Annotated in this window: 6 protein-coding genes; all 6 read right to left on the minus strand. The window is 43.1% G+C overall.

The window, feature by feature from the left end:
• Positions 1 to 7 precede the first annotated feature (7 nt).
• Positions 8 to 319: a hypothetical protein gene (locus tag L2725_RS12830; protein WP_249249327.1), complete on the minus strand. Its 312-nt coding sequence runs from the start codon at positions 317 to 319 to the stop codon at positions 8 to 10.
• Positions 320 to 1,588: 1,269 nt separating this feature from the next.
• Positions 1,589 to 12,373 carry an RHS repeat-associated core domain-containing protein gene (locus L2725_RS12835; protein ID WP_249249328.1) on the minus strand — a complete coding sequence of 3,595 codons (10,785 nt, stop codon included), beginning with the start codon at positions 12,371 to 12,373 and terminating at the stop codon, positions 1,589 to 1,591.
• The gene (locus tag L2725_RS12840; protein WP_249249329.1) at positions 12,370 to 13,746 is read right to left on the minus strand and encodes a hypothetical protein; all 1,377 of its coding nucleotides are present in this window, start codon (positions 13,744 to 13,746) and stop codon (positions 12,370 to 12,372) included. Before L2725_RS12840 ends, L2725_RS12835 begins: the two co-directional genes overlap by 4 nt.
• A 1,718-nt stretch (positions 13,747 to 15,464) precedes the next feature.
• Positions 15,465 to 16,091 carry a hypothetical protein gene (locus tag L2725_RS12845; RefSeq protein WP_249249330.1) on the minus strand — a complete coding sequence of 209 codons (627 nt, stop codon included), beginning with the start codon at positions 16,089 to 16,091 and terminating at the stop codon, positions 15,465 to 15,467.
• A 160-nt stretch (positions 16,092 to 16,251) separates the two neighbouring features.
• On the minus strand, positions 16,252 to 17,184 hold the full coding sequence (locus L2725_RS12850; RefSeq protein WP_249249331.1) for an SPFH domain-containing protein: 933 nt from the start codon (positions 17,182 to 17,184) through the stop codon (positions 16,252 to 16,254).
• Positions 17,181 to 18,119 (minus strand): SPFH domain-containing protein, encoded by a 939-nt coding sequence (locus L2725_RS12855; RefSeq protein WP_249249332.1) that lies wholly within the window; start codon positions 18,117 to 18,119, stop codon positions 17,181 to 17,183. The genes L2725_RS12850 and L2725_RS12855 overlap by 4 nt, the downstream gene beginning before the upstream one ends.
• Positions 18,120 to 18,147 lie beyond the last annotated feature (28 nt).

An 18,147-nucleotide genomic window follows, 5' to 3' on the forward strand; every position in this document is an offset into this window, starting at 1 on the left:
ACACTACTTATTCCGCTTGTATACTAAAAATGGATATAGGCCTGAAGTTAGCGTTACCACACCAGTTGGGTATAGGGTCGCCCGGGAATACATTTGCCGTCTTCTTACCCGATGCCAACATCAACAAAGCCATAGACAGAAAGTGATCGAACTTCTTTTCACCAACACGCTGTTTTTGAACCAAGTACCATTCGCCACCGCTCATGCGCATGGCAAAGTCTTCACCACAGTAGTAAATCTGTTTAACGGTTTGCCCTGCACCACTCGCATGCACTAAAGATGAGAACATCAACAGTAAGAATAAAGTCAAAGTCTTCATAGCTGTTCTCCAGCTAGTTTGTAAATTATTTAATAATCATTATGTTGGGTCAGTTGATAGCAACCATACTGTGCACATATTTGAGTCGACATTATACATATAGCGAAAGTCGGGCAACTTTTTCCCTGTTACTTGCGCCGTCAGTGCAATACCCAGCATACTTTTACAACTTGGCTCATCAGCAGCACAATAGGCATAGCCATATTTACATGGTTTGGTAAACCCCTCTTCCAAATTCATATAAAAGGTATTTCCCCAATGGGAACCATGACGCTTTATTGTCACATTATGTTGATAGACCATTTCGTCGCTATATGTACAACTACATATAGCTATGAAGCACAGGATTAGCACTCTTAATTTCATACAGCCTTGTCTCATCATAATTTCTGTAAGATAAAATTAGCTAGGTTATTCACTGAATCTGAACGTAATAGATTGGGTCAGCAGGTCTGACCCAAGATCCAATAGATGTGCATAACCCATTATTTTGCTCCCCCCCTCTGACGATGAGCTCGAGTAATATACCAATACGCTCCTATCTGACATCTTTGCTGTAAGCAATAAAGACAGCCATGCGTTACACCTAGGCTCTGTCATACTGCAAAGATAGTGCACTGAGGCCATTACTCATATATAAGCCATCACTTGAACCAAGGTGAGACACTTTGCCACTGCAATAGTAATTAGCATTTGTATAAACGGAGAAAAACAATCATCAAAGTTATAGTTCATTTAAAACACCATTCTATGAGAAAGTGCGGTCATTTCATACAAAAACTATTCAATGATATACAAAGTCAACTTGCGTATCCACAAAACTGTATAACACAGCTTTATCATCATAAATCTTTTTGTAAATAAGACCATTTATTACAGAACTCATTAAGTTCTAAGACTGAATTCGCGGCTTCCTTATTACCACATATTTTTTTATACCTAATTTTTTCACATAACTTAGAACATCCATTTTCAAACAAAAGGTTACCAAACTTAATGGAGTTCAAAAGATCACCTTTATGTGAATATATATCTACAAGGAAAGCATACACGATCGAACACTTATCTTCGTTATTTGATTCACAAAATCTATTATAGGCCTCGAGATAATCACTTTCAGCCTCATCGATGTTACTAGCGACCGCGTTACGTATAGCATCCTCAAGTAACTTATCTAAGTCTCTATCAGTATATTCACTTGCCTCTATAAAAGGACAAATAAAAGTACAAAAAACAATGATAACTAGTAATCTCAAAATTTCACCTATGTCAACAGTATTTGTTCATGTAATAACAGACGATGTCATTACTTCTTTCTACTTCATCATGTACCATCTTAATTGGCGCCCACTCCTTCAAGTTGAACCCGCCGTAAACTTTTACACCAACAGCAGCACCAAAAGTAATATCATAATTTAATACCATATTTTCATAACCTGTCAAATTCACACTAATTAAACCGACATCTAGCACTAAAGAATTCAACTGACCATCGGCTACTGTAAAACCTCCAGCAGTATAATCACTCACAAACTGGACTTGACCTTCAGAATTAATCTGTAACCTTACTGAAGACAAATCAGCATCTGCTGCTAAAACAAACTTCCCATTAGAATCTATTTCAAAGCCTAGTTCATGGCCATAACCTTTTATTAGTTTGCTGATAGCTTTACCAGAAACTACCATAGCAATTTTTTCATCTTGGGGAGATACTTCATCCTTGCTATTCTGATTTAATAGAAACTGCATAGCACCAGTCACGGCACCATTGACAAATTTGCCACCAGACAGCGAAGAGGAGGTCCCTCCAATGATTGCTGAAATCACTGTTGCTTTAACCTTTTCGAATCCTTCCACACCGCCACCTGGCAAGAAGGCACCACCCAATCCTTTAGTTATACCGGCACTGAAGAAGCCATGGCCAAACTTTCCCCCTTGAATGACTGAGAATATACCTCCAGCAAAAGCGTGAGCACTAATCTGCCCCGTGACTTGCCCTCCGGTCAACAGATTCCCCCCAAATTCAATAAAAGACTCTCTAGCAATAAGCCCTTTCTTCACCGCTTTTGCATTGATAGCTCCTTCATAGTTAAAACTTTGCCCGATGACCATAAAAGTACTTTGGATTACTGCTGAACCAACTCCTGAAGTCAGTGCCGCCTCCCAGCTGCCGGTTTGAGTATAAGTCGCCGCTGCATTCCATAGAGAAGAGCACCATACCTGGCATCCAGGTATAAAGTTCAAAGCTACTGTTACAATTGAATTTAGCCATGGTATGTCTGCAATCGTCTTGATCAGTTTCTTGATAAAGTATCCACTCGGATCAGTAGCGTTGAGTGGATTATTCAACACGTAACTATAACTATTGTAGTTTTGCAGATTGTCTGGGGATTGCACTACTGGATCAGCCTGCAACATCCGCCCCAAAGCAGCATCGTACATACGTCCATTCATATGGACAATACGATTATCACCATCGAATGCTACCGGCTCGTGGCCTGTATAACCCCGGGTGTTAGGATTGATTTCAGCAAGTAACAAAGATGATAAAGCTGTATTTTCGTAGAATGCCAATCGTTCTGCTTCAGTAGGTATGATTTCGGTCTGGTTGCCGAATACATCATATGCAAAACGTTTTACCAATTGGCCGCTCTCATTAGAGATCGCAGTGACCGAGCCAAGGTGGTCTTTATACAACCAACGCAACATACTATTGCCATTAGCGTAATAGGTCTGCATTGCATCCCCAACGTAACGCTTGATGTAACTCTGTTGCTGGCCACTCCCTGGAGTTTCTTTTATGGTTAGCTCAAGATTACCAACGTAGAAAATCGTCGTTGAGCTATCTTCTCCAACATCTACGCGTCTGAACCTTCTATTGTTAGCGTCATAGCCAAAGGCGCTGGCTCTGCCATCAACTTCAATTCTGTTTGCCTTATTACGAGCACTGTAGGAAATGCTTCTCCACGCGGCACCATCTTTCTCACCCCAGATTTGATTACCATTTGCATCGTAACCGTAAGTTTCTGTCGCATACCCCAACTTACTGCGACTGGCAACGCCATGAATTGGCTTGTCTGAATCCGACTCGTAACCTAAAGTCCAACCATCTTTTTCAGACAGATTACCGTTGACATCGTAATGATATAGTTGAACCCCATTAACTTCCGTGACCCTATTTAGCTCATCATAGCCAAAGCTATCTTCATTTACCTGACCAATAGATTGTCGGGTTTTAAGGTTGTTAATGCCATCGTAACTATAAATATCAGCTTGGATATGGTTACCACTACTGATTCCCGATAACCTGTTCGCTGCATCATACTCAAGTGCAACTGTCTGATTACCTTTCCTGTACTCACGTAGTAATCCCGCATCATCGATATGAACAATCTCATTATAAATTCGGCCTGAAACGCCTTCTCTTGCTTCCTGCTGTTTTAGTACCTGATTGAATGCATAGTGATACCGAACCCCTCTCGCCTCGATATATTCTCCATTTTGCTTCCTGCGATAGTCATCAAATTGCTGAAATACCCTGCCATATTCATCGTATTTGGTCTGCTGAATAACACACCTGCTGGAAATCGGATTTGTCAGAACATCATCCAGTAACCTTAGATCGTTATTCGCTGAATTAAATACGGCTTTAGCTATACACTCTGTAGTGGCATCCAGATTCGTCAACGTGGAAACGGATCTCCCCAAGTTGTCGTAATATAGATCGCGACGCCAGCTTCCAGTGTACTCGTACAACAGGCGGTGTTTAGTCGAGCCTGTGCCATAAACCCAGTATATATCCTCAGACACGACCTCAGCCGTACCTGTCATCTTTTGGTGTCGTTTCCGTCCCAGATCGTCATAGTAAATTTCGGTTATGACGCCACGGGCATCCGTTTGCTTTGTCAGTTGCCCAAACGCGTCATACTCATAGGTCCAAGTTCCTCTGTCCTCATCAATCATTTGGGTTTTGCGGCCCAGCTTGTCATAGTCGATATCAGATAAAACTCTTTCATCTGCACTGCTATGCACCGTGTCTAAATTCCCAAACACATCGTAGGTATATGTGAGTACATTGCCTATAGCATCTGTAATACGATACTTCTCACCGAGGGCATTAAATTCTGTCTTCTTAGCTTGGGTGCCTCCAGGCAAATCACCAGTCAGCGTGTTGGTTTGATTTCTCGCTTCAAAGGTTTGATAAGCAACTGTTCCTGTATTTGGGTCGTCTGTTGCCTTAACCCGGTCCAAAGCATCATACTCGCTGGTTACCGGCTCAAGCCCAGGTTCAATGACAGAAACCGCACGTCCATATTGGTCATACTGCTGGGATTTACTGTGCCAATTACCCAGTACATCTCTTGTACTCTCCTTAAAGACTCTTCCCGAGGTATCAATATATTGCCTTGCAGTTAACACTTCATTTTCAGTGGCTTCAATCATACTAAAGCAGTAAAAAGAGCTATCATCGCACCTCTTATTCAACTTACTTGATTGAGCTCCTGACGCACTGTACCTATACACCTCTGTACCAAATGCATCATGTAACATTCGAGTTACTACGCCATCAGTGTTTTCAAGTTTAGTTGCCTGCCCAAGTGCGTTCCTTTGAAGAATCTTAGAATTCAATACTCCACTGTTGTAACTCTCCAGAATATATCGACCAGTGTCATCATAAAATGTCGTATTGGTCCGGGTTATACGTGGAGAACACCCACTCCCATTGCTAATCATCTTGTTAACAATATTACCAAGATCATCATAGATATATTCAGTTAGTAGACGAGTATCGCAAGTCCCTTCAGGTTCAATTACCTCTGTTTTAAGCATTCCATTGTCGTAATAGGTAAAACTACTGTTCCGGGTTTCGGAGAGTTCTTCTCCATTAATACTCCTGCTATGAGTTACAGTAGAATGACTCAGGCGTCCAAAGCGATTATCAGTCTCAGAAGAACCATAATGATTAGAATTCGACAGACTAGAAAGCGCACCAGCTTTTAACGTAGTCGAAAAAACATCCTCCATATCAACAAACATTAAAGCGTCTGTCACATCATAATTACCACTCAAACTAGACGTCACATTCGCATATTCATCTTGAACCGTGATGGTTTGCTGACAGTTATATACAGAAGTAGTGACTAACGAGCCTTCGATTGAGTCAACAAGAGCTTGACATTCTCTACTCTCATTTTGATAGACACGATAACTTATACTGCCATTACCATGATCTACAGAGTCTACTGAATAACGATTTTCAGCAGCATTGATTATCGTACCTCCTGCCTTTTTAATTGTTCGCAATGGCATCCCTGTCAAAGGGAATACCTGCCCATATTCAGTCTCTGTCGAGAAGGGAACTCCCTGCTTATTGAATACGGTAACAATCGACTCAAACCCGAGGCTTCCGCGGCCAAATTGCGCTCTGGCACCGCGATAACTGTATTTCACTTCAGCAAATTCTGAGGAGCCTTGAGCAGGAGTATCTGTTTCAACTGAAGTCACTACCGTAGCAGCTCCCGCAATATTCATTACCCTAAACAAAGGATCTTGCTGCATTCCGCTTGGTAACCCTTCACCCTTGATGTGTACAAAGGGTTCCGCCATTGACTGATAAGTAATACGAGTTTCTATACCACTTCCTGTTGTGATTGAATTCAGTAAGCCTGGATGACGAACTCGATTTCCTCCGTTGTACAGTTTCAGACTGGTGGATGCAGCGGTCCTTGTGCCAGCTTTGTACAAGAAGTCCAGAAGTCCGTTATTGTTGACATCACCGAACGTCCCATACGCTATGACGTGACTATCAAAGCTGGGCTCTTCGGGATCATCTGTTGGGGGATTAAAGGTCCAGTCTGATAAGGCTGGGGTAATACGCTCAAAGCCCCCGGAAACTCCGTAGAGACTGGTAACTTCGGAATTAGTCCACTCGTAGCGGTACCATGTACGATCAAATTTATCATGGAAAACCAACTCAATTCTTCCATCTCCATCATAATCAACAATCATCGGAGGTAACGACGAATTAAGTCTCGATGAGTATGGTAAATCAGTACCGGGCACATAGTGATAACCAGTATTAAGATAATATTCCCATCTTTCTGCGATCGTGTTGTACACAACAACGTCTGATAATCCGTCACTATTGAAGTCAACGGGGAGAGCATGTTTTCCAGTAACATCAATTTTCTGGTAGACAGTTGCCTTATACGAATCGGTCGTATTAGGAGGACAATGAGTATCCCTGCAATCTGACGTATTTGCCTGATAATTGGTGGTTAAAAGTACCAATGCATCGCCTCTGGCATATCCAGGGCAATCAGTCCCACAGTCTCGCCATGCTAAAATATCAGCGACACTATCACGATTTACATCTACACTCTGCCACCCATTTGAGATTTTAAACCCTTGTGGAAATCTAGTCGGTAACAAGACCGGAGTTCTTGACTCAAACCGATTAGAAGTAATATTCCAACTTCTGACATATATATTTTCTTCAATAGTTTCAACAAGATCATTATACCCATCACCATCAAAATCCATAGCTTTGAGGTTTAGAGCGATATTCCCCTCAATACCAAGAACTTCCGGAGACTGTGGTTCCGACAGTGTTAGAGTAACAGGAAAACCATTACTTGCTGCCACGTCGAATAAAATCCAATCAGCATTATCTTCATTGTTGTCTTTGTTCGTTAAGAAACTTAACAACCCGTCTCCATCGGGATCTACAGGAACTAATCTAGCGTTATGTTGTAAATCATCCCAAGTGGTGAATGTTTGACAGTCAGACTCTGTATTATTTGAGTCTCCTACACATAGTTTAGATCGAGTGCTACTCACTTGAGTCAGAGTAACCAAGTCGTTTACACCGTCATTGTTAACGTCCAAAACTATGGCATGACGCAGGTATTCCCCCTCTGGTGTGGAGATATTTTCGAGCCAAGATGAATCATCTCGGGAGCTTGAGAATACGTCTCGATAATTAAATTCAACAGGTCTCTTACATATATTATTCAGCCCACACTCTTGAATTGTAAGAAGCTCTCTTTGTCCTATTTCATTAGTATCAAACCCTAATTTATACTCTCGAACATTGACGCCATCATGATTTGATATTGTTATTCCACTTATGTTGGACTTAGTTTCAAAATGGGACAGATACATGTAACCCGAAGATTTTACTCTTGGGTTTGCATCATTGGAGTAATTAATAATAACTGAGTTACCACTATAATTTACCTCAGAAATTACTTTTTCGTTTTCGCCAATACCATCACGATAAACATATGAAACCTTATTAACATCACTACGTAAATTATCCCACGTAGTACTAATTAACCAATTCATGGTTTCAGTGACTTCGATTACACTTCCTGAGTCGCCAACTCCCCCTGGAACAGTCATTAAGAACAAAGCTGTTACTTTACTTTCTGCAGTTCCCCCATAAACGCTTAGGCTCTTATCTTTACGCTCAATTTCAAAACTGTCATCTGCAGTGTATGTAATAGTAAGTTGGCTATCCAATTGTGTGGTATACACTGAGCCAGGTTGACCCTGTTGCCCCGACTTAAGCAATAGCCTTTGACCATCCATACAGAAATTGTCTTGTTCATCAAGCATCACAGGTCTTGCCGAACCATCGAGAAGTTTAGTACTTCCACAACGGCTGATAGAAGATAACCCTTGCAAGCTCCACCCAACTCCCACAATCCCTTCTGGCGCCTGACTTGAATAGGCTAAGCCCAGTTCTGGTGTAACTCCTGCAATACCAGATGGTAAGCTAAAAGGTACCGAATACGTTGCAGCACCTGATTCATTTACCCTGAATTCACCCGTCGTTAAACCCAACGACGCAGATGTACTAATCTCATTCAATTGAGGTGGATTATATTCAGCAACTGATGTCGCAGGAGCTTCTGGCTGGATCTCCAATTCAACTACGCTATCAGATACCTGCACGTCAACAATATTAGATGTAGGGCCACAAATTTGGTTATGGATACAAGCCTGAACCTGATAGGTGTAATTACCAACAGCTTTCAAAACCCCATAACTCGTTGAACCATATTGGCTTTCAAGTGTTGAGTTCGGCTGACTGTTTATACCCTCCACTATTCGGTAAAAGATAGATTTTGAAGGATCTGGTGAACCCACGCCTTGCCAACTCAATGAGAAGTCCCCGAGTAAGGGTTGCGAAGCTGTTAAATCAGGTTTTGCAATAATAAGATCCAGCGGATCCAAAGCGTCATACCCCAGCTCTATCTCAACACTGTCAGCAACTCCATCACCATCGGAGTCCTGGCCTTCGTTACAGTTACAGTGGTCGTAGAATACTCGGGTGACCAAATCTACGGCGTTAGCGCTATACGCGTAGTATTCATCAGAAATAGTGAGACGCCATGCCACCTCACTTCGAGGATGACCGGTATTAAGCAGGTTGACCCAACCAGCCTTATCCAGGCCACCTGCACTTTCTTTATTGGGCTCACTTGGGAACAGCCGGACGAACAGTTGATTAACAAACTCTGCGTTAGACAGGTCTGCGGGATATAACTCCAAGCCTCTTGAAGAGCCGAGGAAGGCGGCAGTGATTTCATGCTCTCCACGACCGAGCCAATACACATAGGCAAAATAATTCAACTCTGCTTCGGAAGGGGATCTTCCAAGCAAGCCAAAAAACAGACTTGCAATGGGTTTTAACGGAATATTGGCATGCTCGGGTATATCCCAGTCAATTTCAAAGTCAGCTGGCACCAGTGAGGGATCGACATCTTCCCAGCTTAATGCAAACGGCCCCCAATCGGCTCTCCGTATGATATGTAATTGATCATCTTCAGTAACAACATGCAGCTCGCCGTTTGCAAAGACCTTAGGCTGTTGTTTAACCCCCTGTACCAGCGGATACATGTACCTCTCACTGCCGTACTGGGTATTTAGAACGTACAGACCGCTGACGTCATTACCGCCATTGGCTGCGACACCGACGAACAACTGTTTTCTATATATGCCTGTATCTGTATCCAGGACTGTCGAAAGCAGTTGTGATTGCGCATGGACTTCACCACGTATCCGCGTGCGCCATAAGAGATTCGACTGTTCACTCAACTTGTAGACGTGTCTATCGGTAGCGCCGAAATAGATCTGGTCATTACCATTAGCATCTTTATCTAACGTAGGCGCAGCCACAATTCTTGCTTCCGAAGCGGTACCAGCAGGAAGTGAGAAAGGCCAGCCAGCAACGTCGTACCCATCCCTTAACGCGTAAACTTGTTGGCCAGCGCTGACGTAAACAACGCCGTTTTCGCTTACTGTAGGGCTTGCATCAATAAGATCGATGTCCGGTCTGTCTGTATTGCCAAGAGCGGTAAATTCAATGACGGATTCCCCTACATCGGTAACGACTCTGAGCCTCAATCCACCATGTTGATAACCCTCTATGACTCGCTCATTAGGCTGCATCCGGAAACGGATTTGCCCATCACCGCTAGATTGATAAACAGGGAATTGGAATACTTCGGCAGTATTTCTAAGCTGGACATTAGCATTGGTCAGCCCCTGCAGACCTAAGCCATCAAATATGATTTCTGCAGGAGAACTATTGGCCGCAGGAGTCAAAGTAGCACTGTGCAAATATGGCACCTGATGATTAACAGTAATGACCTGTCCTTCATTACATATATCGTCATCATTACAGGCTGCTACTTTGTAACTAACGTCACCTGGTGGCAATTGCGATATGTAGAATTGCTTGAACTGGTTATCTCCCTGCCCGATAACCTCCCAACTGTAGCTACTTCCAGGCTGTCCAAACTTACGGGATAAAGTAAGCCGCCTGGCCCCAGGATAATCATTTTGCCAACTCATTTGATAAGCACTGTTTTGAGTTAGCGACATGTTTGAAAAAGTTGTCAAACCAGGTTCTGAATCAGGCAGGTCTACGGTCACTGAAGTACATTCACTGCCGGATCCAATAGGCCCAGCTCCATTTACATTACTGGCTGATGCGCAATAGCAATAAGTGCGATTATCATGAAGGGCATAGTCACTCTTTTGAATTGACTTTCTAACGCTACCGTCAATTGGAACAAACTCAGAATCTCCAAGTGAGACTCTATCTGATCCAGGACATTGTCCATTAGATTCGTACCAAGTGTAATGCTGGCTGAACGCCACCAAGCTGGCCTTTAAATGAATATTAAACGCGCCGTTTGAAACACTTGTATCCGCAGTCACATTGGGTGAAGAAGTCGGAGCCGTTTCGTGAACATCAAAACGTGTCACAGGGGAGTAAATCGTCACCCCATTATCGGTGATCAGCCTGAATTGATAGTCAACATCAGCGGCAGTTGGCAGGGGTATTTCACCAAAGTTGAAAGTCGTTGAACTTCCATCAGGGTTCAAACGGGAGAGCAACTGGCTATTGCCATAGACCTCAATGCGACTAATAGATGGCTGATTACCAGCCTCTCCTTGAGGTCTATACTGCCCTGCAATATTCACTATACTGCCAGGATACGCTTCCCCCCCCTCCGCCAGGGTAACGCTAGGCGCCAAAAGGGTATAACTACCTACAATGTTAACATTTTCACCATCCCTACTACGTTGGCCGAAACCATCAGTCACCACCGTATACAAGTGCCCGGGGCCAGAGTTAAAATTGTTCGCAATAAATACTGAAGTGCCACAATTGGAACCGCGACATTGGCCAAGACTGGTCAGACAATCGATCCCGGTATAATTCTCGGGCCCGTAGCAAAACTCTACCTGCAAAACACCTTCACCAGACGCACCGGAAGACAAATTAACGGTTTGTCCGAGCATCAACAGACCACTGATTTGTATATTGGCCGAAGGAGGGGCAATAGAAACAACTTTTTTAGCCGCTGATTTTACCGTACTACCTGCTCTGTCCTTCACTTCGGCCCAAATCCAATATTCATCAGCTTGGGAAAAGCTATGAGACGAATTACATGAGCCAGTTTGGCCTGAGACACTGCATGAATGTACTGCTACGCACGAGGAGGTGTCATCTGAAGTGTTGGTGCACCAACGTATAGAGGACAATTGATTTGTAGAGGCAACATTTGGATCGCTGGCAGAGACATTGATAGCTAACGGTGTACCAGTCCCGATATATATCGTGCTGTCATCAACACCTTCTACACCACTTATAGTACGTGGAATGAATGTAGTAATGTCTCCTACCTGAATAGGAATTAAATCTGTAATAGAAGTGGGAGTAAGAGTGCTATTCCCAATACTAAAACTGGTGATTTGTGGTGGACTATTTACCTCAACGACCTTAACTGTTCTCGTTGCTGGGTCGCTTATCGTCGCGTATTTATCATATGCTTTAACTGTTACTGAATAATTACCTAAACTATTCAACTGCGTCGAAAATGAACACTCCATACTAGAAGACGGTGTGGATATAGAACATCTTTTGACGACAGAGTTATTTTTTGTAAATTCTATCTTATTTACATCCCCACCTACATCAGAAGCTCTGGCTGTAAAGGTTACATTGGAGTTTATACTATAACTCTGATTCTCCTGAGGTGAAACGCTACTTATGACGGGCTTAGTTCTTGAGACTAGCTTTATCGTCTTTTCTGAGAAAAAAGGGCTATCATACGTGTTGCTATAACAACCATTGCCACCCCAAGGATCGTCTTCTGTTTCATACAGTTGATAATTTACAGCCTGCCTGAATTTGTAGGTACCATTAGTAAGATTCAAGGATGATGGTGACAAATTGAATAGATGTTGATTATTCGCAGAGGCGCTTAACGTAATACGCCTAACCTCACTACCACTGGTGTTAAGTATTGATATATATATTGTTCTCAAATGATAGCTTTCACTATCACACCTACCACCACTATTAGTGTACTCATCATTTTTGGGATCATATGTCCAGAACTTAAGAGTTTTACTTTGTCCAGATTCATTAAGAATCTCAACCTGCTCTCCATTCCTATATTGAGTAATAGCATTAGCGTTATAACTAATTAATACAAGCAGGAACGCAAACAATTTAAATACAATATTCATTGATTATCTCCTGCCAAGTTGAGACTCCGTTGCCATCTCGGAGATAAACTCCCTGAGGAAGAGTAATCAAACGTACGAAATAAGCTCTTTGATTTTGTCATAAGACTCGGAGTCCCTATCGACAAAGGTATTCCTATCAATAAACCATACTTGGTTCTTACAACGAGCTCATCACTTTGAGGGTCAAACACAGGAGTTGAGACAACTGTATCCCCCTGTTCCAAAGATACTCGACCAAGTAACTTCAACGTAGAAGATTCGAGATTCTTAGACACTTCATAAATACTACCAAAGGAATCGACAAACAATATGGAGCCATTGATATATAGAGGTGAAGACACGATTGGTAAAAAGCTGGAACCTTCAATTCTATCCAAACAGAATCTTTGTGTTCCATCTATATTAATTCTACATACTTTGCCGCGATTAATGTCACTGGAAACGCTATAAATAAGCGTCTTATTGTCTACCAAATATATTGGTTTATTTACAACAAGCCCATCAGTAGGTGCTTCCCAAATTATGTCACCTGAATTACTCACTCTAGTTATTACCTCTGAGTATTGCGGGAAAACATTTATCTGCTCTACTCCATCTATTAAAGTAACAAGTGCTTTTTCAATTGGCTGCATACCGGCTTCTATAACTGTCCTTAAAATCGGTTGTAAATACCTGTCCTGAGTAGGTTGCTCCTGAGAAATTGATGACTTAGTTGGTGACACAAAAATTGACTGTTCGATACTACCGTTAAACCCTTCAGCAATCATGCGAAATTGGGTTAAGCCAGTAACTGGAAAACTATGGGAGCCTAACCCTGAGTAGCTTATAACCTCGTTACCATTGCTACTTGATACAGTAATTTTTGTTGCTGAAGACACATCCCAAGAAATCACTACGGATTGGTTTAATTCAGTAATATCTGAAGACTTACTGAATCGATTAACCAAGACGGGGCCACTTATTCTAGTAGTGACTCCAACCCAGTCTGAGCATCCATAAACATCACATGCACTGACGCGAAACTCAGTACCTTTATCTTTAGCAACGTTTATCCTGTTACTTTGCTCATCGCTGCTTATAGCTTGCCACACACCATCTTTAAAATATTCAATCTTATACCTTGTAGCTCCAGATACAGCTTCCCACTCAAGTATCCATGAATCTCCGCCATCCGTTGTCGCAAAATACCCTGACTCGCTTGGCTGTCTTTCGATTGGTATCATAAAGCCAATATCGCCAACGGAAATCGGGGCGTAGGCCTGCTGGAACTCTTCAGCAAATACATTGTCTGAACATGGAATGGCAGTCATGACAAAAGCAATAAAACTATAAATAGACAGATTGACCGAAGGGGAGCTTTGTTTTTTCATCATCGCTTTATCCAAAGTATGACTTAAATTTTTAACTATTTAACACTATAAATATGTACTAACGAGGGAAATCCCTCATAGCATTCACTGAAATACAGCGTTATCGGCTCTTTTGAGAAATGAGCAGCTAACATAAGAGAGTAGATCTCATCAAAATAGGGGTGAGACTTACGTAGAATATATTGGTCTGTTCTGGAGCAACTATCTGGATTCACTTTACTTTCATGACTAAACAATAGCCCATTATGTCCCTGCCAAAAGTGTAATCTGGTTATTTTCCCATTCGCTGAACCACCACCAGCAAAAGCGGAAACTGAAAGAAGCACACATATGATAAAAAGCGTAATAGTTTTAAACATACTGGTTCAATCCATATAAATGTCTTTAATCTTAAACCAAGTCCCTTGGCATCCCTCAATCGTGATAACTACCTTTGAACCGGACACTTTGGCAGCAAGAAGTATACTTTTCAGAAAATTGTCAGAGCTGCTCAGCCCTGCCCAACCGTTATTTCCGGCGCACTGATTACTACTACTTGCATTGGGAAAGCCACTATCCAGTTTGATTGCGAAGGCTCCATAGGAATTGGCGAATACTCGCGCTATCTTACCGCTGTCCTGGGAGTAAGCTGCGAAGCAAAACTTGACACATAAGATGTTCAAAAACATCAACGAAAATAAAATCAACGCTCTGTTCTTCATAATCCGATTAAAGTCCCGAAGTCACTTGAATATTGTTTATTCGGCATCGTGTTCCATCACCATTGGTATATACAGTTACTGACTTATTGGATAAGGCGAATGCCAAGGCACTGGCGTAAATTCTGTTTCGCTCTTCTGGCGTTCCCCGAAAATAAATCCAACCATAGGTTCCACCATCACAATTTTCAGGCACATTTAAACCACTCAACCGGATCGCGGGATCATTTGCAGACGCCAAAAGCGACACTATTTTTCCGCTTTCCCATGTTGGTCCGGCCCATATATTAAAACTGAGAACAAAAAGGAAGCAGTGTACTAATCGTATTACGTAAGTCATATCTACCCCACCCTATGGACTCGGATGTAACCATTAGAACAGTCACCCTGTGCATCGTAACCAATGTTGACATTCTCTTTCATTGCGTAGGCCGTTAGTAACCTTGATAGCATTGCATTGCGTCTGTTCTCGGGAACACTTCCATGAATAACAAAGTAATAAGGGTTACAACCAGGGTGGGATGTTGGTTGTTGCTCAAACCTGAAGTAGATGTAGTCCCCGTCGGAGTAAACATACACTCCCTGAAGGACTCCACGAATATTTGAGTTATAGGCAGCGGAAGCAGAAACGGGGATCAGAAAACTAAAAGAAACGATTAGTAATCTGAAAAGGTTATGAGTCCGCATAGTTAAAGGTTCCTTCCACATATTAATTGTAACGCAGCACAATTGCGTACAGCCTATAAGTCATCCTTGATAAAACTCTTTGGGTAATGAAATTATTATTTAGTTACAATTAATATCTTTATCAGCATCTATGAATGATGTGAATAGGTAGGCTTATACTTAATCGTAATAGATAAACTCAAATATTAACCACAAAAACACAACATATTGAATTGTCTGAAATTATATTACAGAAAACCCCTCGAATTTGATTTTGACCTAACTCCAGCAATGGTAAATAGATAAATTTGAATTAACCCATATGTATTATTCAAAGATTATAGATACCAATTAGTATTAGATGCTTTTTTCCTTAAATATATTCATAAACAGTTCTGAATATGTTTTGTTAAGCAGTTCCATTGCAATAGGCTTGTTGGTTCGAATCGCTTCCAACGTGACAGGATTACCTGCTATATCAGAGGTGACAACTTGAGAAAACTCCTGAGTTTCGACGGTACCGCTCAGCGTCGCCGATATCTTCACCGCAACTTCTTCGTCTGAGCCATTAACGAGAGAGAAAGCAATAGAGTTAATTCGTATCCGAGCAAGCATTTCGTTGATAGGTAAATTTTGAGGCGTATTTTCATCACGCTCGCTGTCAACGGCAGGTTTAACCAGCTTCACAATACAATTGCAAACAGAGGACAATGCTTCCTGAGCAAGTTCATCCGTAGTTCCCTGGTCAACACCCAAATTTGAACGAATTTCTTTTGCTATCCCTTCATCAATGGCAACCCCTATAGCTACACCGACAGGCCCCATTGTGGACATTAGTGCCATGCCCGCACCAGCTCCTTTACCGGTAAAGGAAATGTAGTTGTCGTCAGGAATGGCCAGTGTCATTTCCGTTTTAGGACTACCAGCACAGGCCATCAATAGCCACGTAAGTGAAACACAAGCCAGGATTTTGATCTGATTCACTTTTCCACCTCCTCATTTTCTCTGAGTTTAAGCTAAAGACTGCACAGCAAAGTGTAAATTGCCCATTGGTCTGCAACTTGACTAACTCAATAAAAAGCCGGTCGTGATGACCGGCTATAACCTGGAGATGTAAGTGGTTGACTAAATTTGAGTTGTTAAATCAGCTCTTCTCTTTAAGCCCTATATTGTCCATCCAGGAGTCGAAGTCGACCATATTGGCGGGCAGGATAACCCGGCTGGATTCTTTGGACAGGCCATCCAGCTGCTTGAGGTACTGCTCAGCCAGCTGCATTCGCAGGGCGCTCTGGCCGCCGGGGGCGGAGATCACCTCTGCCAACGCCTGGATTGATTCTGATGTGGCTTTGGCCAGTTCCATAATCTCTTCGGCGCGACCTTCGGCTTCGTTGATGCGCTTTTGCATCTCACCTTCGGAGAGGTTGATCATCTCAGCCTTCATACCTTCAGAGCGGTTGATCTTACTCTGCTTGTCACCTTCACTCTTGGCCAGCAGGGCACGGCGTTCACGCTCTGCGTTTACCTGCATCTCCATGGCATTCTTCACGGTTTCAGGTGGCGTGATGTTTTTAATCTCGTATCTGTGTACCCGAATGCCCCAGGTTGCACCGGCTTGGTCCAGCACTTCCACCACCTTGGCACTGATAATGTCACGCTCCTCGAAGGTGCGGTCCAGCTCCAGGGTACCTATAACCGAACGGGTGGTGGTCTGCGCCAGCTGAATTGCGGCATAGCGGTAATCAGTAATGCCGTAACTGGCTTTAATGGGGTCGATAACCGAGATGTAGATAACCCCATCCACCTCCACGTTGACTTCGTCACTGGAGAAACACTCCTGTGGTGGTACGTCGATGGTTTCCTCTTTCAGGTCATGGATATAGGCAACCTTGTCGATAAAGGGCACCAGCGCATGGAAACCCGCATCCAGGGTGCTGTGGTATTTGCCAAGCCGTTCCACCACGTAGGCAGACTTGGTGGGTACCAAACGGATGGACTGCAGCAGCTTGATAACAAATACTGCGAAGATCAGTCCCCAGATCGCCATTACGATCAGATCTTTGTCTACTCCACCTATCATGACTGGCCTCCTTTGCCCGATGCTTTATTTGAATTGACGCTGCTTGCAACCTGGTTCATACCCTCAAAAAATCCCTCCAGCCTGGCCAGTTCGGTCGGTACCACAGAGACATCGGCTGTGTTCAGCACCTTGCCCAGTTGCTCAATAAATTGCTCTTTAAGCTGCATGTTCATGGCATCTGTACCGCCCTTGGTCGCCAGTGCCTCGGCCACCATAGCCATGCCCTGCGCCTGAGCCCGGGCCACAATGGCAATCTCCTGCGCAGTACCCTTGGCTTCGTTAATACGCTTTTGCTTCTGACCTTCGGAGATGTTGATCGCCTGCTGGCGTTCACCTTCAGACAGGTTAATCATGGCCGCCTTCTCTGCGTTGGCCAGGGTGATTTCAGCGCGCTTACTGCGTTCAGCTTCCATCTGTTTTTCCAGAGTGTGGATAACATGATGGGACGGGGTGATGTTCTTAATCTCGTATCTGAGGACTTTGATCCCCCAGGGATCTGAGGCTTTGTCGATCTCCCGTACAATAGACTCATTCAATTTCTCACGCTGGGAGAAGGTATCACTCAATGTCAGCTTACCGATTTCACTTCGCATGGTGGTTTGTGCCAGATTGACCGCAGCCATACGGTAATCTTCGATGCCATAACTGGCCAGCTGACCATCCATCACCTTGATATACACCAGACCATCTACCGCCAGCTGAGTATTATCCTTGGAGATACAGCTTTGAGGTGGCACATCCAGCACCTCTTCACGGGTATCATGGCGATAAGCGACACGGTCGACAAAGGGAATAAGAAAGTGGAATCCGGGCTGAAGTACCGCCCTGAATTTGCCCAGTCGCTCAATCACGGCGACTTCGCGCATAGGTACAATTAACAATAACTTGTACAGAATAAACAGCACAAACAGGAGTGCGAGTGTCAGTTCAAACATAGTTTCCTTCCTTGTTAATGCTCGTCAA

The sequence above is a fragment of the Shewanella corallii genome (assembly GCF_023349125.1).
In the GTDB taxonomy this organism is placed as follows: Bacteria; Pseudomonadota; Gammaproteobacteria; order Enterobacterales; family Shewanellaceae; genus Shewanella; species Shewanella corallii.